Source organism: Roseomonas sp. WA12, assembly GCF_054165765.1.
Genome location: NZ_CM135108.1, coordinates 3,486,864 through 3,505,257 on the forward strand (window position 1 = coordinate 3,486,864; position 18,394 = coordinate 3,505,257).

At 67.6% G+C, this 18,394-nt stretch carries 18 protein-coding genes; 9 read left to right on the forward strand and 9 right to left on the reverse strand.

All coding sequences use genetic code 11. The annotated features are described in order from the left end of the window. Positions 1-97: 97 nt before the first annotated feature. Complete coding sequence (locus ACVBD7_RS16620; RefSeq protein ID WP_458094345.1) at positions 98-931, reverse strand: MurR/RpiR family transcriptional regulator; 834 nt, start codon at positions 929-931, stop codon at positions 98-100. A gap of 107 nt (positions 932-1,038) precedes the next feature. On the opposite strand from ACVBD7_RS16620, the gene ACVBD7_RS16625 reads away from it, so the two are divergent. From ACVBD7_RS16625 to ACVBD7_RS16645, 5 genes are read left to right on the forward strand one after another with little or no spacing between them, the layout of a single operon-like run. Then, the gene (locus ACVBD7_RS16625; protein ID WP_458094346.1) at positions 1,039-1,710 is read left to right on the forward strand and encodes an amino acid ABC transporter permease; all 672 of its coding nucleotides are present in this window, start codon (positions 1,039-1,041) and stop codon (positions 1,708-1,710) included. Beyond that, complete coding sequence (locus ACVBD7_RS16630) at positions 1,683-2,375, forward strand: amino acid ABC transporter permease (RefSeq protein ID WP_458094347.1); 693 nt, start codon at positions 1,683-1,685, stop codon at positions 2,373-2,375. The genes ACVBD7_RS16625 and ACVBD7_RS16630 overlap by 28 nt, the downstream gene beginning before the upstream one ends. Then, the gene (locus ACVBD7_RS16635) at positions 2,344-3,081 is read left to right on the forward strand and encodes an amino acid ABC transporter ATP-binding protein (RefSeq protein WP_458094348.1); all 738 of its coding nucleotides are present in this window, start codon (positions 2,344-2,346) and stop codon (positions 3,079-3,081) included. Before ACVBD7_RS16630 ends, ACVBD7_RS16635 begins: the two co-directional genes overlap by 32 nt. 22 nt (positions 3,082-3,103) lie before the next feature. Further along, a complete protein-coding gene (locus tag ACVBD7_RS16640) occupies positions 3,104-3,898 on the forward strand; it encodes a transporter substrate-binding domain-containing protein (protein ID WP_458094349.1) in 795 nt (264 codons plus the stop codon). Between the two features lie 5 nt (positions 3,899-3,903). Next, the gene (locus ACVBD7_RS16645) at positions 3,904-4,806 is read left to right on the forward strand and encodes a PfkB family carbohydrate kinase (protein ID WP_458094350.1); all 903 of its coding nucleotides are present in this window, start codon (positions 3,904-3,906) and stop codon (positions 4,804-4,806) included. Here ACVBD7_RS16645 and ACVBD7_RS16650 read toward each other — a convergent pair. After that, a complete protein-coding gene (locus ACVBD7_RS16650) occupies positions 4,794-5,825 on the reverse strand; it encodes a tagatose 1,6-diphosphate aldolase (RefSeq protein WP_458094351.1) in 1,032 nt (343 codons plus the stop codon). The two genes, ACVBD7_RS16645 and ACVBD7_RS16650, sit on opposite strands and share 13 nt — an antisense overlap. A 92-nt stretch (positions 5,826-5,917) precedes the next feature. On the opposite strand from ACVBD7_RS16650, the gene ACVBD7_RS16655 reads away from it, so the two are divergent. Further along, positions 5,918-6,592 (forward strand): aspartate/glutamate racemase family protein, encoded by a 675-nt coding sequence (locus ACVBD7_RS16655; protein ID WP_458094352.1) that lies wholly within the window; start codon positions 5,918-5,920, stop codon positions 6,590-6,592. 58 nt (positions 6,593-6,650) lie between these two features. On the opposite strand, the gene ACVBD7_RS16660 is transcribed toward ACVBD7_RS16655, so the two are convergent. Then, a complete protein-coding gene (locus ACVBD7_RS16660; RefSeq protein ID WP_458094353.1) occupies positions 6,651-8,987 on the reverse strand; it encodes a type IA DNA topoisomerase in 2,337 nt (778 codons plus the stop codon). Positions 8,988-9,275: 288 nt separating this feature from the next. On the opposite strand from ACVBD7_RS16660, the gene ACVBD7_RS16665 reads away from it, so the two are divergent. From ACVBD7_RS16665 to ACVBD7_RS16675, 3 genes are all read left to right on the forward strand, one after another. After that, the gene (locus ACVBD7_RS16665) at positions 9,276-9,617 is read left to right on the forward strand and encodes an SWIB/MDM2 domain-containing protein (protein WP_458094354.1); all 342 of its coding nucleotides are present in this window, start codon (positions 9,276-9,278) and stop codon (positions 9,615-9,617) included. Between the two features lie 547 nt (positions 9,618-10,164). Beyond that, positions 10,165-10,851 carry a hypothetical protein gene (locus ACVBD7_RS16670; protein ID WP_458094355.1) on the forward strand — a complete coding sequence of 229 codons (687 nt, stop codon included), beginning with the start codon at positions 10,165-10,167 and terminating at the stop codon, positions 10,849-10,851. 1,070 nt (positions 10,852-11,921) lie between these two features. Next, on the forward strand, positions 11,922-12,242 hold the full coding sequence (locus ACVBD7_RS16675) for an HU family DNA-binding protein (RefSeq protein ID WP_458094356.1): 321 nt from the start codon (positions 11,922-11,924) through the stop codon (positions 12,240-12,242). 149 nt (positions 12,243-12,391) lie between these two features. On the opposite strand, the gene mnhG is transcribed toward ACVBD7_RS16675, so the two are convergent. The 6 genes from mnhG to ACVBD7_RS16705 are packed head-to-tail and all read right to left on the reverse strand — an operon-like array spanning position 12,392 to position 18,356. Continuing rightward, the gene (mnhG, locus tag ACVBD7_RS16680; RefSeq protein WP_458094357.1) at positions 12,392-12,757 is read right to left on the reverse strand and encodes a monovalent cation/H(+) antiporter subunit G; all 366 of its coding nucleotides are present in this window, start codon (positions 12,755-12,757) and stop codon (positions 12,392-12,394) included. Next, entirely contained in the window at positions 12,754-13,035 is a 282-nt protein-coding gene (locus tag ACVBD7_RS16685; RefSeq protein ID WP_458094358.1) for a K+/H+ antiporter subunit F, read from the reverse strand. Before ACVBD7_RS16685 ends, mnhG begins: the two co-directional genes overlap by 4 nt. Then, positions 13,032-13,517, reverse strand: a complete 486-nt coding sequence (locus ACVBD7_RS16690; RefSeq protein ID WP_458094359.1) for a Na+/H+ antiporter subunit E — start codon at positions 13,515-13,517, stop codon at positions 13,032-13,034. Before ACVBD7_RS16690 ends, ACVBD7_RS16685 begins: the two co-directional genes overlap by 4 nt. Continuing rightward, positions 13,514-15,109, reverse strand: coding sequence for a monovalent cation/H+ antiporter subunit D (locus tag ACVBD7_RS16695; RefSeq protein WP_458094360.1), 1,596 nt, complete (start codon positions 15,107-15,109; stop codon positions 13,514-13,516). Before ACVBD7_RS16695 ends, ACVBD7_RS16690 begins: the two co-directional genes overlap by 4 nt. Positions 15,110-15,117: 8 nt before the next feature. After that, entirely contained in the window at positions 15,118-15,462 is a 345-nt protein-coding gene (locus ACVBD7_RS16700) for a Na+/H+ antiporter subunit C (RefSeq protein ID WP_458094361.1), read from the reverse strand. Continuing rightward, complete coding sequence (locus ACVBD7_RS16705) at positions 15,462-18,356, reverse strand: monovalent cation/H+ antiporter subunit A (RefSeq protein ID WP_458094362.1); 2,895 nt, start codon at positions 18,354-18,356, stop codon at positions 15,462-15,464. Before ACVBD7_RS16705 ends, ACVBD7_RS16700 begins: the two co-directional genes overlap by 1 nt. Between the last annotated feature and the right edge of the window lie 38 nt (positions 18,357-18,394).

Sequence of the window (18,394 nt, forward strand, 5' to 3'; positions counted from 1 at the left end):
GGAGACCTTGGGCCACGAAGCCCAGGACGACGAGAAGCGAGACGGCGGTCCTCACGGCGATCGGCCGGCCACATGGCGCAGCGCGGGGAGGTTGCCATCACCCCACCGCATGTCCCGGCTCCTTGCCCAGGGTGAGGACGCCCAGCACGATCACCTGCGCCAGGCACATCTGGGCAACCAGGGAGCGAAACCCGAAGAGCTCCGAGTCTCGGACGTCAAGCGCAACGGAAGCGAAGGCGAGCAGCGGGCTGAGCGGGCCGTCCGTCAGCGCCACCACGGCAACACCGTTTGCCGCAGCCCAGGCCGCCGTCTCTATGGCATCCGGCGAGTAAGGGTGAAGGCTGATAACGACCAGCGCATCCCCCGCACGCATCGTCTCCGCCTCGTCCCGCAGCATGCCAGCCGCCCCGGCCATCAGCCGCGCTGCCTTGCCGGAACGGGTGAGGCCGTATGCGATGTAGCCGGCCACCGGGTGAGACCGGCGCTGCCCGACGACATGGACCAGCGGGGCGCCATGAAGGATGGAGATCGCCTTTTCCAGCGCCTCCTCGTCCACGGTCTCCATCAGGTTCTGCACGGACATCTCGCTGAGAGCGGTGGCCTGCCGCAGCAGCCCGGCCGCCCCGGAGTCCCCCCCGGCCGCGCGCAGGCGGTGGACCCTCTCCCCATAGCTGGGCGAAGAGGTCGCCAGCGCCGTGACCAGCACCTTCTGCATCTCGGAAAAGCCGGCATAGCCCAGGGCCTGCGCCAAGCGGATGAGGGTGGAAGGCTGCACGCCGGCGGCAGCGCTCAACTCCGTCACCGTGCTCAGGGCGGCCTGGTTCGGGTGATCCAGTATGTGGCGGGCCGCCTGCTGCAGGCGGGGGCTGAGGGCCGCGTGGCGGGTCTTCAACTCCTCCAGCAGGCTGCTGCGCCTGTCATCCGGCGTCATCGCGTCTCCCCATGCCGCCCATTGGAACTAATTTTCCACAAATGGAAAGTTGAAAAATACTCTTCATCCCGGTAGCCTCCTGGTCGGGAAGGAAACTCAGGGGAAGAATGGCCTACACGTTCCAGTTCGGAGCCGTGTTCGCGAGCATCGACGTGCTCGCGAAGGGCGCGTGGCTGACAGTGCAGCTCTCCGTCGCCGCGATGGTTGCCGGGCTGGTCTTCGGCGCGCTGTTCGCCGTGATCCGCAGCTTCGGCGGCCGCTGGGCCGGCATGGCCGTCGCGGCTTATGTGGAGGTGATCCGGAACACGCCCTTCCTGATCCAGCTCTTCCTCATCTATTTCGGCCTCCCCTCCCTCGGCGTCTCGCTCGATCCTGTCACCGCAGCCCTGATCGGCATGTCCGTCAACTGCGCGGCCTATACCACGGAGATCATCCGCTCCGGCATCATGTCGGTCCCGCGCGGGCAAATCGAGGCGGCGCGGGCGCTGGCCTTCTCCACCACGGATATCGTCCGCCACATCGTGCTGTTTCCCGCGCTCCGCGTCGCGGCGCCTGCGCTGGGTAGCCAGTTCGTCCTCGTCATGCTCGGCTCCAGCGTCGTCTCCACCATCTCGGCGGAGGAGCTGACGGCGGTGGGCCATGTGCTGGAAACCGAGACCTTCCGGCCCTTCGAGGTCTACATCGTCGTCACGCTCATGTACCTGGCGATCGCCTTCGCGCTGAAGCTGCTCTTCGCCTGGATCGATACGGCATGGTTCGCACGGCGGGGCCGCCTCTGATGCGCAGCTTCGGCACGCTCGAATTCCTCTTCATGCTCCAGGCAGCGCGCTGGACGGTGATCCTGTCCGTCATCGCCTATCTCGGTGGCGGCGCGCTGGGCCTGGTGCTCGCCTTCATGCGCGTCTCCGGCAACCGCGTCCTGAGCGGCGCGGCGCGGCTGTGGATCCTGCTGTTCCAGTGCACGCCGCTGCTGATGCTGCTGTTCCTGGTCTTCTTCGGCTTCGCGCTGACGGGATGGGGGCAGAACGCCTATGTCGCCGTCACCATCGCCCTGTCCTGCTACGCCGGCGCCTATTTCGGGGAGATCTGGCGCGGCGCGATCGAGGCCGTGCCGAGCGGGCAGTGGCAGGCCTCGGCCGCCCTCGGCTTCACCCGCTACGAGCAGTTCCGCCACGTCGTCGTGCCGCAATCCGTGCGCATCGCCGTGCCGCCTACGGTGGGCTTCATGGTGCAGATCATCAAGAATACCTCGCTTGCCTCGATCATCGGCTTCCAGGAGCTGACGCAGGCCTCGCAGTTCGTGAACAATCTCACCTTCCAGCCGATCAGCGTCTATCTCGTGGCCGCGGCCATCTACTTCATCCTCTGCTTTCCCCTCACCCTGCTCAGCCGCCGGCTGGAGAAGAGGCTGCATGTCGATCGTCCAAGTCCAGTCGCTTCGTAAGGCCTATGGCAGCCAGACCGTGCTCGACGGCGTCTCGCTGGAGGTCGCCGAGGGCGAGGTGGTGGCGATCATCGGGCGCAGCGGTTCCGGCAAGAGCACGCTGCTCCGCTGCATCAACGGGCTCGAGACGATCGATGGCGGCAGTATCCTCGTAGCGGGACATGAAGTCAGCCGGGAACCGCGGGCCCTGCGCGCGCTTCGCCAGGACGTCGGCATGGTGTTCCAGAGCTTCAACCTGTTCCCGCACCTGACAGCGCGGGAGAACGTGGCCCTGCCGCAGACGGTGGTGCTCGGGCGCGGCAAGGCGGAAGCGCAGGCGGCCGCGCAGACGCTCCTCGAGCGCGTGGGGCTGCTGCCGCGGGCTGATGCCTATCCCTCGGCCCTGTCCGGCGGGCAGCAGCAGCGCGTCGCCATTGCCCGCGCGCTCGGCCTCGAGCCCAAGGTGCTGCTGTGCGACGAGATCACCTCGGCCCTCGACCCGGAAATGGTGGGCGAGGTGCTGGAGGTGGTGCAGGATCTCGCCTCCCGTCGCATGACCATGCTGCTCGTGACCCATGAGATGGGCTTCGCGCGCCACGCGGCCAGCCGCGTCATCTTCATGCATGCCGGCCGCGTGCATGAGGAAGGCACGCCCGCCGAGATCTTCGACCGGCCGCGCACGCCGGAGCTCATCCAGTTCGTGCGTGCCGTCGGCATTCGTGCCTGACCAACAAGAAACGGAGGAAACAATGATCAACCGCCGCAGCCTTCTCGCCCCGCTGGCACTCGCGCCGCTGCTGCCGCTCGCCGCCCGGGCGCAGGGCGCCGTGATGACGGTCGATGCCATAAAGCGCCGCGGCAAGCTCCTGATCGCGATGGACACCAACAACCCGCCCTGGGGCATGCTGGACACCGCCATGCAGCCAGATGGCTACGACATCGTCGTCGGCCGCCTGCTCGCGCAGGAGATGGGCGTGCCGATGGAGCTGGTGCCCGTGACCAGCCAGAACCGCATCCCCTTCATCCTGACGGGCAAGGCGGATCTGGTGATGGCGACGCTGACCATCACGCCGCAGCGCGCGGAGCAGATCCTGTTCTCCAAGCCCTATTGCGCGCAGGAGAGCATCATCATGGCCCCGGAGGCCACGGCCATCCGCAGCTTCGAGGATCTTCGCGGAAAGCGCGTCTCTGTGGTGCGCGGCGCGATCCAGGACGCGATCGTGGTCGAGCGCGCGCCGGGCGCGACGATGATGCGCTACGACAACGACGCCAGCACCATCCAGGCGCTGATGTCCCGCCAGGTGGATGCCACCGCCACCGGCTTCCTCATCCCCGCCCAGACCAACCGCCTGCAGCGCGGGCGGAACTACGAGAAGAAGCTGTCCCTCGGCACGCAGATGATCGGAATCGGCATGCGCCATGGCAGCGACGACCTGCTGCGGAGCGTGAACGGCTTCATCGACAAGGCCAAGGCCGACGGCCGCCTGGCCGAGGCCTTCAAGCGCTTCACCGGCGTCGACCTGCTGCCCTTGGCGGATGCCTAATCCGCATGGGCTCGGTCGCCTGCGTCGGCATGACGGTGCATGACCGCATCCTGTCGGTCCCCCGCATCCCGGACGGCGCGACCAAGCTCTACGCGACGGGGGTGGCGGAAGCGGGCGGTGGGCCCGCCGCCACCGCCGCTGTCGCCATTGCCGCGATGGGCGGCACGGCGCTCCTGTTCGGCCGCGTCGGGGCGGACGACACCGGGCAGGTGATCCGCGCCGAACTCGCCCGCTACGGCGTGGACATCGGCGGGCTGGCTTTGCTGGAAGGTGCGCAATCGGCCTGGTCGGCCGTCGCCATCGATCCCGCCGGCGAGCGACTGATCCTGAACTTTCCGGGCCACGGCCTGCAGGTGGAACCCGGCTGGTTTGACGCTCAGCGGATCGCGGGTTGCGGCGCCGTGCTGGTAGATATGGGCTGGCCCGCCGGCGCGGCGCGGGCGCTCTCCATCGCCGCCGCGCATGGCGTACCCTCCGTCCTCGATGCCGATCTGGGGCCACTGCCCGAGGCCGCGGCGCTGATCGGCCAGGCCGGGCATGTGGTCTTCTCGGAGCCGGCACTGCGCTTCCACTCCGGCCAGCCGGAGCCGGAGGCCGGGTTACGCGCGTTGCGCTCCCGCCTGGGCGACGCGGTGCTGGGAGTCACCACCGGGCCCGGCGGCTACCTATGGCTGGAGAGGAACGATTTGCACCGGCTGCGCCCGCCGACGGTTGCCGTCGTCGACACGCTGGGCGCGGGAGATGTCTTCCATGGCACCTATGCGCTTGGGTTGGCGGAAGGGCTGCTGGTGAAGGACGCTGCGCGGCTCGCCATCGCGGCAGCCACGCTGAAATGCACCCGGCCAGGGGGACGCGCGGGCGTCCCCTCCCGGCCGGAAGTCGAGGCTCTGCTGGCTCAGCCCTGGTAGTTCTGCAGGAAGTCCGGCCCGCCATGGGCCATGACCGGCTCTCCCGCAAAGGCCGGCTTGGCGGTCCAGGGGCGCCCGTGCTGCGTCAGTAGCGACTGCACCAGGGCGACATAGGGCAGGCCGTGCTCGCGCACGCGGCTTCGGAAGGCGTCCCAATCCGGGTATTCGAGTGCTGCCGGCCACCAGATCGCACGCCCGGCCAGATAGCCGCTGGCGCCTGCCCGGAAGGCATAGGTCAGGATGCGCCGGAAGGGCTCCATCGCCGCGCCGGCCGAGAGCATGACCCAGGGGCGGTCCAGCATGGCGTCGATCCGGCTGAACCAGGCCTGCGTCTCCGCGGCCTCGGCGCTGCCGTCATCGGGATCGACGATCACCTTCGCTGCGATCGGGGTCTCCAGCTTGAAGATGTCGACGCCGTAGCGCTCCTTGCGGAACTCCTCGACGGTCGCGATCACCATCTCCGGGCGCTTCTCCGAATCCTCATGGTAGGAATCGCCGGCCGCGCTGCCGCCGAGCGGATAGACCAGCGGCTCAAGCAAAAAGGCGATGTCGTGCTCCCGGCACTCCCGCCCGACCTGCTCGACGAGCGCGTGCTGATGCGCCAGCACCTCGGGCGAGGCATCCGGCCGGTACCACAGCATCAGCTTCACACCATCCGCGCCCAGGCGTTTGATCTTGGCGACCGACCAGCCCGGATAGATGAGCGTCTTGCGCCCGCCCGGGCCCTCTTCGCAGGCGAACTGCTCGAGGGTGATGAGCAAGCCTCGCGTGGGATCGACGGCAAAATGCGCGTAGGGGAAGGCGTATTGCGGATCCAGCAGCATGGCAGAGGCGTAGGGTGACAGCTCCTGGATCAGCAGGCGCTTGATCTTGCCGATCTCTTCCCAATCAGCGCTTCCGTGACGCTCGGCAACCAGCTGCTCAACCCCGGGACGCTGGTCCACCGCGATCATGGTGAAGAAGCCCCGCGCATCGGATAGACGCCGAAGCGACCAGAGCTTGCCTGCGGATATCTGCATCGTTTCCCCCGTACCGATGCGGTGGTTATGGCGTATATTTTCCAAGTATGGAAGAATGGAATAAATCATCCAAAAATGAGGGAGAGGCGTTCATGGCCAAGCGGTTGGGGTTCATCCACACGGTCGGATTTCTGGTCGACAGCTTCCGGGAAAGAATGAAGGCGGCCTACCCGGAGGCTGACGGCTTCCACATCCTCAACGAGAGCCTGCTGCAGGACCTGCTGCGGGGCGCCCCGAAGGAGCTGGTCTACCGCCGCGTGGTGACGCAGGTGTTGCTGGCAGCCGAGGCCGGGGCGGATGTCATCGTCGTCACCTGTTCCTCCACCTCCCCGGCCGTCGACATCGCGCGGCAGCTGGTGCGGCAGCCCGTTCTCAAGATCGACGATCCCATGGCGGCCGAAGCCGTCCGCCGCGGGACGCGCATCGGCCTGCTGTGCACCGCATCCAGCACGGTGGAGCCCAGCAGCGCCCTCCTCCGCCAGCACGCGGCGCTGCAGGGGCGTGAGGTCCTAATCACGCCCCTGGTGAAGCCCGATGCTTATGAGGCACTGATGGCCGGCGACCGCACCCGGCATGACGATATCGTTCATGCCGCCGCGCGCGACCTGGGACGGGAGGTCGATGTGATCGTCCTGGCCCAGGCATCACTCGCGCATCTCCAGGCGGAGCTAGGGGCCGCCCTCCCGATCCCGGTGCTGGCGAGCCCGCCCTTGCTCATGGAGGCGATCGGAGCCGCCCTGCGGACCCCGGCATCATCGATGGCGTGAACGCACCGCCGGGAGAGGCGTCACCGCGCTCCGTTACTGGGCTGCATCGCGGTGATCATCACAGCCAGCCGCGCTCCTGGAACCCGCTTAGATCGACACCGGACGGCGCATACCAGCCACCTGCGCGGTAGCGGGCGCCCAACTCCAGCGCCGCTTCCTTGTTGCCGAAGGGAATCTTCAGCGGCGTATCGTCCGCCGCCCCCTTTGAAGCCGCCCCTTTCGAAGCCATGCGGTCGGCCGCTGCAGCGCCCGGCCGCTTATCTCGATCGGCCGTGCTGCCCGGTTTTTTGCTCCGGACCAATCCGTTTCGCCGCGCCGGGGCCCGTGCCGATCGAGGAGGCGTGTCTGAACGCGTTGATCCTGGCTGCTCGTGCTCCTCCCCAACCCCGGCCGAACGGTTGCCTTTCTGGGGAGCGTGCTGCTCGAGGAAGGCTCGACAGGTAGCGCCCGACTTCGTGTAGCCGCGCGGCGGCTTGAGGCCTTTCTGCCGGGCAAGGCTGTCCACGAACTGCTTCATGGCCGGCGTCGGCGGGCGATCGGGGCCACCCTTCCTCGCAGGGCCGCCAGCGAGGGCCGCATCGATCGGGTAGGCGCCCGCCTGCAGCCGACCGATAATGCGGCTGGCCTGGGCGCAGACGGCATCGATCGCGCCCACCATCTCCTGCTGCCCAATCAGCACCTCGTCCAGCAAGCGCTCCATCTGTGCTGTCACGCCTGGATCGACCAGGGCTGGGTCAGCGCGCTCCAGAACCGCATGGAGCGACAGTCCCCGGCTTGTCGGGACGATGTGCTTGCCGTCGATGGCCAGGAATTCCTGCGTTTTCAGCCCGCGGATGACCTCGGCCCGGGTCGCGGGCGTGCCGATGCCCTTGGCTTCCTTCAGCCGCTCCTGCAGCGCCTCGTCCGCCACGAAGCGCCATGCGTTCTGCATCGCCTCGATGAGCGTGCCCTCGTTGTAGCGCGGCGGCGGCCGGGTCTCCTTCGCCTCCACCTCCGCGTCGTGCAGCCGGGCCGGCTCGCCGTCGCGCAGCGCGGGAAGAAGCTGGGCGTCCTCGCCCTTCTCATCGGCAGGCTGCCAGTTCGGAAAGGCCGCGCGCCAGCCGAGCTCGATGGGCTGCCGCCCCGTGGCGCGGAAGACGTGGCCGCGCAGGTCGAGTGTCGCCGTGGTCTGACGGTAGCGGAAATCCGGCATCATCGCCGCGAGGTAGGAACGGGCGATGACGTCGAAGAGCTTGCGCTCATCGGCCGAGAGGCGCGGCCAGACCTCCCGCAGGGTCGCCACCGTGTTCACATTCGGGATGACGGCGTGGTGGCTGGCCCCGGCCAGGCCTCGGTCGTTGAAATGGCCGCTGGCGCCGCGGCGGATCACCGGCGGATCAGGCACCGGCACCTCGCTATAGGCGCGGCCAGCCCGCAGCCCCGCCACGATACGCGGCGCGTCCGAGATCAGGCTTTCCGGCAGGAAGCGCGTCTCGGCCCGGGGATAGGTGATGACCTTCTTGCCCTCGCCGTCATAGAGCTGCTGCGCCACCTCCAGCGTGCGCGCCGCGGACCAGCCGAAGCGCGAGCCGCAGAGCTTCTGCAGCGAAGGCAGGTCATGCAGGCGCGGTGGCGACTGGCGCTTGTCCTCCACCTTCACCGCGAGTGGCCCCTCGAACCCCTCTGCCAGCGCAGCGATGGCCTCCGCGTCCTCGCGCTTCAGAATCCGCTCCTTCGGCGCGTGGCGCATCCGCAGCGAGCCGGCCTCCGCCTCAGCCGTCGCGACAACCTCGAAATAGGCCTGAGGGACGAAGTCGCGGATCTCCAGCTCACGCCGGCACACGATGGCCAGTGTCGGCGTCTTCACGCGGCCCACGCCGATCACCGTGCGCGCACCGCGGGCCAAGGTCACCGTCGCCGTGCGGGTCAGAGAGAGATTGTAGATCTGGTCCGCCTGCCGTCGCGCGACGGCGGCGGCGTAAAGGCGGGCGAACTCGGCATTCGGCCGTGCGCGCGAGAAGGCCTCCCGGATGGTCTGAGGGTCCTGGGCGGTGAAGATCACCCGCATCACCTCGCCCCGGTACTTCAGGTGCTCCAGGATTTCCTGCCCGATGAGCTGCCCCTCGCGGTCGCAATCGGTCGCGAGCCAGACACGCTTGGCTCCCTTCAGCGCCGCGCGGATGGCCTGGAGCTTGGACGCCTTGTTGCCGCCCGAGGCGGGCTTGGTGGGATAGAGCGCGTCCGGCCGCAGCAGCACCGGCGACCAGCGCTTCCAGTCTGGAACGACATCCTCCGGCTCCGCCAAGTCGAACAAGTGGCCCTCGGCGGGAAGGATCGCGCCGTAGCGATGGCCCACCGCCGCACGGACATCCTTTGCCTGGCTGGTCTTCTCGGTAATGACGATCTGGTCGGTCATGGCGGCCCTTCAGATGTTCTCTAAAGGTTCCCCAGGCCCTTTGCCAAGTCTTCCGGGTGCAAGGCCAGATGCACCGTCATACCCCAAGCCTTTCGGGGCTTGCTCGAAGAGGTTGATGCAGCCTTCCCGGGAAGGTGGGACATGGCCCTGCGCAAATGTCGCATCTACCGTCACGCGGCGCGTCCACGACATGGCGACCGCAACCTACCAGTCACGATGGCCGTTGCGGACCCAAGACACTGGCGCCCAGCCTGTAACGGCGCCGTTGAACGCAGCAGGAGTATGTCGATGCCCACCAAGGCCAAAGCCAACACATCCGAGAAGGCAGCCCCGGACGAAGGCGCCAAGGTGAAGGGGACCAAGATCGCGAAGCCCGCCAAGGGCAACAAGCCGAACGCGCTTCAGCAGCCCCTGCAGCCGTCTGAAGAGCTGGCAGCCATCGTCGGCCAGGACAAGCTCGCTCGCGGAGAGGTCGTGAGCAAGGTCTGGGAGTACATCAAGGCTAACAAGCTGCAGAACCCGGAGGACGGGCGTGAAATCCTGGCCGACGACAAGCTTCGCGCGGTGTTCGGCAAGGACAAGGCGACGATGTTCGAGATGAACAAGTACCTCGCCCAACACTTGAAGTAGGCTGCGTGGAGCAGCCCGCGTCCATTTTTCAGCGGATAACTTCTGTCTCTATCTTATGAACGTGGACCGGTCAGGCCCCTTCACTTCGGAGATCATGAATCTCCGAAGTTTGGGACTAGTAGGAGGGAGCGTGCAAAGCTCCGCAGCTTGCGAGCGTGTCCACCTTCTCGCAGCGTCCTGACCGATGGTGGCTGTGACAATTAGCATAGCGCGACTCTCTGTAGTCCCTGGTCCTCTCAAGCGCATGCCGTGCTACCTCCCCTGCAGTATTGCAGTGAGGCTCTAGGGCATGGCGGGTAAGCGTCGTAGCGGTCGGGCACGGGTGAGCGGGCCCATTCCAGGCTCCAAGCTGGGAGCGATTGCTCCCACTCCGCCCATAAGTTCCTCGTCGCCCCTGCGTGCCCGGGCACCGAAGGGACCTTTCGGCCTGTCCTGGCCCATTCTCGCGGGCACCGCGGCCGGCCTTGTGCTCCTGATTCTGGGTTGGTCCCTTGCCCTGTCCCGAGGCAGCCAGCTAGTTCGGACCGAGGCGGCGAGCCGCACCCAAATGGCCCGAGCAGCTGAACTGGAAAGCACGCTGGCCCAGGAGCGGCGGGCCGCCGGGGACCTTGCGGCCCTGAACCAGCGGACGGAGGCGACCCGCGCGGCCGGTACCGTCGCCGAGAACCGGAACCGGGAACTTGCCGCAGCGGCGACGCAGGCGGAGGCAAGGCTTACGGAACTTGGCCAGCAGGCCGAAGCGGCCCAGGGGCGTCTCACCGCGCTGACGGCTGAGGTCAATCAGGCGCAGCAGGCCTTGACCGAGCGGCAGGCCACGGCAGCCACACAGGCAACTGCTCTCGAGGAGCGGCTGAGCGCGCTTCGCGCCCAAGCAGATGAGGCCGACGCAGCCCTGCGGAGCCGCCAGACGGCCGCCGCCGAGGCGGAGCGGCAGTTGGCTTCCTTGCGCGAGGCAGTCGGCACGACGGCGACTGAACTGGCCACCGGCCGTGCTGCTGCAGAGGCGGCCGCCGCCCGCACAGCCGAAGCGGCGCGAGCCGCCGAGGAAACCTCGGCCCGGGTTCAGGACCTTGAGACTCGAGCCGTTGCGCTGGCCGCAAATGTTGCGGGTGCCACTGCCGAGCTGGAGCGCCTTCGCAGAGAGTCAGCCGAGATGGAACGCCGGCTTGCTGAGCAGCGCAGGGCCTTGCCTGATACCAAGCCTGAGCCGGCGGAACCTGGAACCCCGCTGTAAGAAGAGGCCGAACCTCGGGGCGGTCCACAGTGACCGCTCCGGGGCTGCAGCGAGTTCCGCATTTGCGATGCTGGCCCGTGCGAGGCTGGCACCCAAGGATTAGCTACGCCTGACGCTCAGCCCGGGCAGTCGGGGCTTCGTGATGGCAAAGTCCCTGCCCGCGGCAGAGTGCTGCAAGCCGGGCGAGCCTTGCTCTGGGCCGGCACCGTCACGGGCCGGCCACGCCAATGCAGCGGCGTAGCCTCGGCTGTTGGGCGGGCCGCCGCCGGGGCGCTGCGGGCGGCCGGGGCAGCTTGTACGGGGTTGATGCGAGGCGCGGCGGCTGCAGAGACAGGCGTGACCAAGCGCGCTGCAGGCGCGCGACCAGGATCCGTCGCCGGTTGGGTGAGTGTCGGTCGACGCGCCACCACCGCACTGCGTGCCGGGGCAGCGGCGGGCACCTCAGCTCGCTGAGTTTGCTCCCTCTGGCGAGCCCTGGCTTCGAGCGCTGTCGGGCCCGAAAGACGCTCGAAGCCTGGCTGGATAGTGTTGGTCACGTAACCCGCCACGTCCTGCGTCCGAACCACCGCACGAAAGATGTCGAGCGGCACGTTGGCGTATTCCGCGAAAGCGCCACTGCGGAGTGTCATCCGCAGGGTGCCGGCATTTGGCGGGTCTCCGCACCAGCGCGCAACCGAATAGGCGCGGGATACGAGGGTGGAGGAACTGCAGGTGGTCGCCTGCGCGCCGCCCAAACTGCCGAGCAGCAGCAGAAGGGAAGCACCCATCAGTCGGGAACGGCTCATACGGCATGCCCTGCGCAGAACGAGCCCCGGCATAGAACCGAGCGCGCCAGGCGGGAAGCCGGCCCGTCGAGCTTATCGCTTCTCGGCCAGGAGATGTTGCGCCGATGCGGCACCGCCCGCGCATGGCAAGTCGCCTCTGTCGCGTTTCGCAGCATGCGCTTCCGCTGGCTCTCAGGCCTGGAACGGCTTCACGGTGACGCGGAGCTGTCCTATCAGCCCGCGACTGCCGCCGAGTGGCGCTCAGCCGTGGCTTGGGGTGGCACGACAGAGCAGAGAAGGTAACCAGTGTCTAAGAAATTCCTGACAGACGTCATCCAGCAGTCGGCCGAGATGAACCGCGTTGCGGCCGGGCGTCTGGCGACGGACATCATCGAGGCGATCAAGGCCGAGATCACCGAGAACGGGCGGCTCTCGATCCCGGATTTCGGCACCTTCACCGTTCGCGAGACCGCCAAGCGCTCAGCCCTGAATCCCCGCACCGGCGAGAAGGTCGCGGTCAAGGCAGGGGCTACGGTCAAGTTCAAGGCAAGTCCGGCAATGAAGGTAGCGGCCTTCGCCGGGGCCAAGAAGGCGAAGCGGAAGGCCGCGAAGACGAAGGCCGGGTAGCCGAACGCTTCGAGGTCGCTCCTCAAGATCTCGACCGGGAGAGGATGTGACATCATCTCCCGGTGCATCGCTCAAGATCGGGAACGCTCTCCTTCGTCCCCGGCCAGCCGCATTGCCTGCCCGATGACAGCGCCGGGAGGCAACTCGGATCAGGCGCGCGGTGGGTCCGGTGCGGCTGCCTGCGGAACATCCGGGCTGCCTTCGAGCCGGTCCCGATGCAGGGCAGCACGGCCGACCAGCATCAGCGTCACCGGCGTCGTGACAAGGACGAGGATGCCGATCAGCACCTCATGCACTGCCAGCCGGCTCTGCAGAGCAGAGAAGAAGATCGACGAGGCCAGCAGTATGAAGGCCATCCCGAAGGAGGTGGCAAGAGTCGGAGCGTGCAGGCGCTCGTAGAAGGACTTGAGGCTCAGCAACCCGATCGCGCCCGCCAGAGCAAGCCCGGCACCCACCAGCAGCAGCAGCGCGACCGGCACGGCCACCCAGATCGACAGATCGGCAGCATGGCTCATTCGATTACCTCCCCGCGCATTAGGAACTTCGCCAGGGCAGCGGTGCTGACGAAGCCAAGCAGCGCGATGACGAGGGCAATCTCGAAATAGACATCCGTGCCCGAGCGGATGCCGAAGGTCAGCAGCAGCAGCATGCCGTTGACGTAGAGCGTATCCAGCCCAATCACGCGGTCCTGCGCGCGCGGCCCGCGCGCCACCCGCCACGCGCAGCAGATGAACGCGATCCCGAGCATGATCTGGGCCGCGAAAAGCGACCAGTGCAGCACGGCCTCACTCATTGGAAGATCTCCATAAGCGGCTGCTCGTACCGCTCCCGGACGATGCGGATCCAGCTGGCCTCATCGATCAGGTCGAGCACATGCAGCAGAAGCCATCCGTTCTTCGCGTCGAACTCCACCCAGGCCGTTCCGGGAGTTGCGGTGAGAATGATGGCGAGCACGGCCAGCGCCTGCGGATCGCGCATCGCCAGCTGGATATGGACGAAGCCGGCGCGCCGATCCTTGCGCCGGAGCAGGATGACCTGTGCCACGCCGAGGTTGGACCGGAGGACGTCCACGGCTACATGCCCCGTGAGGCGCAGGATGGTGCCCAGACGGGCCAGGCGCAAACGGCCAGGGCGCAGCAGAGCCAGGACCCATCCGCCCAGCACCGCAACCACGGCGCCCACCAGCGCCGGGCCGGGCATGACGGTCTGCTGCAGCAGCAGCCACATGATGAACAGGCCCGCCGAGAGCAGCGGGTGCGGCAGTAGCGCCCTCATGGGCGCGTTTCCATCACGCTACGGACATAGTCCTGCGGTTCGTGCAGGGAGATGGCGGCGGCCTGCATGTAGCGCGTGACCGGCCCTGCCGCGGCCGTCATGGCGGCGCAAAGGCCGATCAGCAGCAGCACCGGCGCGATCTCCACCAGACTGACATGCGGCACGCTGCGGGTCGTTGCCCAGAGGCTCCGGATGCCTGCGCGCGCCATGGCCAGCACGGTGGCGAAGCCCGAGAGGACCAGCGCTACCAGAAGCGCCCAGCCACCCGTCGAGAGGGCAGCAGGCCCGCTGCCCAGCCCGCCCGGATTCAGGATACCGCTGAGCATGGCGAACTTTCCGATGAAGCCGGAGAGCGGCGGCAGCCCGGCCAGCACCAGCGCGCAGCACAGGAAGGAAACGCCCAGGATGGCCATGGTGGCGGGGATGGCGGTGCCCACCTCGTTCTCATCCTCGTCATCGTCATCATCGTCACCGTCGCCGAAGGCTTCCAGCGTGACCGCCAGAACATCCGCACCGATCTCGCGTCCGCGTTCCAGCAGCTCGATCAGAAGGAACATGGCGCCAATCGCAAGGGCGGAGCTGGCAAGGTAGATCAGCGCGCCGCCGGTCACCGCGACCTGCCCCGCGCCGATCGCGGCCAGCAACGTGCCGGAGGAGATGAGCACGCAGGCCCCGGCGAGGCGGGACAGATCCTGCGTGGCCAGGACGGAGACGGCGCCGAAGGCAATGGTCATGATCCCGCCCGCCAACAGCCAGGTCCCGCCGAAGCCCGCAGAGGCCCCGGCCTCCGCCCCGAACAGCAGCAGCGACAGGCGCAGCACCGCATACACGCCAACTTTGCTCATCAGGGAGAAAATGGCAGCGGCCGGCGGGCTGGCGGCGGCGTAGGTCGGCCCCAGCCAGAAGCCCATCGGCCACATGGCCGCCTTGACCAGGAAGGCCATCCCGAGGATGGCGGCGCCGGCTTCCAGCAGCGGCCGGTCCTCCACCGGCATCGCCGGAATGCGGCTGGCAAGGTCCGCCATGTTCAGCGTTCCCGCCACGCCATAGATCATGGACACGCCGACCAGGAACAGCAGCGATGCGGCCAGGTTGATGGAGATGTAGTGGAGCCCCGCCTTCACACGGGCCACGCCCGATCCGTGCAGCGCCAGGCCGTAGGAGGCCGCGAGCAGCACCTCGAAGAACACGAACAGGTTGAACAGGTCGCCGGTCAGGAAAGCGCCGTTCAGGCCCATGAGCTGGAACTGAAACAGCGCGTGGAAGTGCGGCCCCATCCGCTGCCAGCGCGTGAGGGAGAACAGCAGCGCCGAAAGGCCCAGCACCGCCGTCAGCACCAGCATCAGCGCGGCAAGCCGATCCACCACCAGCACGATGCCGAAGGTGACGGGCCAGTTGCCGAGGCGGTAGATGGTGACCACGCCCGCGCCCATATGCGCCTGCCAGGCCAGCATCGCGGCGATGACCACCAGCGCCAGCGCCGAGGCGATGCCAAGCGCCGCGCGCACCCGGCTGCGCTGGTCGTCCATCGGGATCATGACCGCGCCGACCAGCAGCGGAAGCGCGATCGGCAGGATCGCCAGATGTTGCATCCAGCCGCTCACTGCCCCGGCCCCCTTCCATCCACATGGTCGCCACCAGTGAGCCCGCGGGAGGCCATCATCACGACGAGGAACAGCGCGGTGGTGGCGAAGCTGATGACGATGGCTGTCAGGACCAGGGCCTGCGGCAGGGGATCGGCGAAGACGGCCGGGTCGCCCGACGTGCCGGGATCCAGGATCGGCGGCCGGCCGACGGGGAAGCGCCCCATACTGAAGATGAACAGGTTCACCGCATAGGCGAGCAGGGAGAGCCCGATGATGAGCTGGAAGGTGCGTGGCCGCATCAGCAGCCACACGCCGGAACCACCGAGCACGCCGATGGAGATGGCCAGGATGAGTTCCATCAGTCGTCTCCTGCGATCGCGGGGCTGGCCGGCATGCGCTCGGGCAGGACGGGGCGGGCCGGCTTCGGGCTGCGGACCGACTGGTGCGCGATCGCGATCAGCATCAGCACCGTCGCGCCGAAGACCAGGGCGAAAACGCCCAGGTCGAACAGCACGGCGCTGGCCATCGGCAGCTTGCCCAGCCACCCCAGATCCGCATAGGCGAAGTATGATGTCAGGAAGGGACGCCCCGCCACCATGGCCCCGGCGCCCGTGCCGACGGCCAGAAGCAGGCCCGCGCCCATCCAGCGCAACGGATGGACGCGCAGGTGGTCATCCACCCAGCGCGTGCCGCCGGCCATGTATTGCAGCAGGATCGCAATGGACATCATCAGTCCCGCCGCGAAGCCGCCGCCTGGCAGGTCATGCCCGCGCAGCAGCAGGAAAATTGCGACCGCGCAGATGACGGGGAACATCATCCGCATGATGACACCCGGCACCAGCAGCCAGTCCCCTGCCTCGCCGTCCTGCTGGTCCGGCATGCTGACGCTCTCGGGCGCCGGGCGGAAGCGGCGCAGCAGCGCGAAGACGGTCAGCGCCACGATGCCGAGCACGGTGATCTCGCCCAGCGTGTCAAACCCACGGAAATCCACCAGGATGACGTTGACCACATTGGTGCCGCCGCCTTCCGTGTAGGCGCGCTCGAGGAAGTCGCGGGAAAGGCCCTCGGGCGAGGGACGGGTCATGGTGGCGTAGGACAGGGCCGTCAGCCCGGCGCCGGCACCCAGTGCGATGACGAAGTCCCGCGCGCGGCGGAGCCGCGGCAGCAGCGCCATGGATGCCCGGGTGAATTCCAGCCGCTTCGGCAGCCAGCGCAGGCCCAGCAGCAGAAGAACCGTGGTCACGACCTCTACCAGCAGCTGCGTCATCGCCAGATCCGGGGCGGAGAACCAGACGAAGGTGAGGCAGGTCGCCAGGCCCGCACCGCCTAGCAGCACCAGCGCGGCCAGCCGGTGGTACTTAGCCTGATAGGCGGCGCCGATGGCGCAGCCGGCACCGACGAGCCAGATCAACGCCACGACGGGATCCACGGGCGTCAGGGTCACGCCGCCCAGGCGCAAGCCATAGGGCATCAGCGCGAGCGTGGCGGCCAGGAAGGCACCGCAGACCATCAGCCGCAACTGCATCTGCAGCCGGCTGGTCCCCAGCAGGCGCTCGAGCGTGCGGGCGAAGCGCCAGGACAGGAAGACCATGGTGCGATCGAAGATGCGGCGGCCATCCAGCCCGCGCATCAGCGGCGTTCCCTCCACGCCGGCGACCAAGTGGCTCTGCAAGAGCCGGTAGAGCAGCACCCCGAGTGCCAGCGCGAAGAGGCTCATCACCAGCGGCAGATTGAAGCCGTGCCAGACGGCAAGGCTGTATTCCGGGGTGCTGCCACGCAGCACCGAGCGGACCGCGACATCCAGGAACGGGCCGACCGTGGCAGCCGGCAGAATGCCGACCACCATGCAGAGAAAGACCAGCACCTCCACGGGCAGCCGCATCCATTGTGGCGGCTCGTGCGGGGTGCGCGGCAGATCATCGGTATCCGGGCCGAAGAAGGCACCGTGGATGAAGCGCAGGGAATAGGCGACTGCGAGCACGCTGGCCGCCAGCGCGGCTAGGGGCAGCACGCTGTGCAGCAGGCTGGGCGAGGAGGAGGCCGTCAACGCCTCGGTGAAGAACATCTCCTTGGAGATGAATCCGTTCAGCAGCGGCACCCCGGCCATGGCGGCGGCAGCCACCAGTGCCAACCGCGCGGTGAAGGGCATGGAACGGTTGAGGCCCGACAGGCGCCGGATGTCGCGCGTGCCGGTCTCATGGTCGATGATGCCGGCCGCCATGAACAGCGACGCCTTGAAGGTCGCGTGGTTCATGGTGTGGAAGATGGCGGCCACCATCGCCAACGGGCTGTTCAGGCTTAGCAGCAGCGTGATCAGGCCGAGATGGCTGATCGTGGAATAGGCCAGCAGCCCCTTCAGGTCGTGCTGGAAAATGGCGACATAGGCGCCCAGCAGCAGCGTGACCGTGCCGCAGGTGCCCAGGATCCAGAACCATTCGTCCGTGCCGGCCATCACGGGCCAGAGCCGTGCAAGCAGGAAGATGCCGGCCTTCACCAGCGTGGCCGAGTGCAGATAGGCCGAGACAGGGGTGGGCGCCGCCATCGCCTGAGGCAGCCAGAAATGGAACGGGAACTGCGCGCTCTTCGTCAGCGCGCCCAGCAGGACCAGCACAAGAGTCGGGACATAGAGCGGGTGGGCGCGGATGACGTCGCCGGACGCCAGCACGCGGTCCAGGTCATAAGAGCCGACGATGTGGCCCAGCAGCAGCATGCCGGCAAACAGCGCCAGCCCGCCCCCTGCGGTGACCGTCAGCGCAATACGCGCTCCGTCGCGTGCAGCGGCGGAATGCTGCCAGTAGCCGATCAGCAGGAAGGAGAAGAGGCTGGTCAGTTCCCAGAAGAAGACGAGCTGGATCAGGTTGCCCGAGAGCACTAGCCCCATCATTGAGCCCATGAAGAACAGCAGAAAGGAGAAGAAGCGCGGGATCGGGTCGTCCGGCGACATGTAGTAGCGGGCATAGAGCACGACGAGAAAGCCGATGCCCGCCACCATCGCGGCGAAGACTGAGGCCAGCCCGTCCATGCGCAGCACGAAGGTCAGGCCGAGTTCCGGCACCCAGGGCAGCTCGAGCCGCGGCACCTCCCCCTGGGACACGGACGGCCAGAGAAGCCAGACCATCACCAGCGACAGAAGCGCCACACCGCCCGCCAGCCAGGATTCCAGGTTGCGGTGGTTGCGTGGAAGCAGCGCTGCGACCAGGGCGCCCAGATAGGGAAGGCCGATGACAGCCGAAAGAGAGAGGGCGTCGGGCATGAGGCGCCGTCCTAATATCCGGGGCGGGGAGTGCGGGC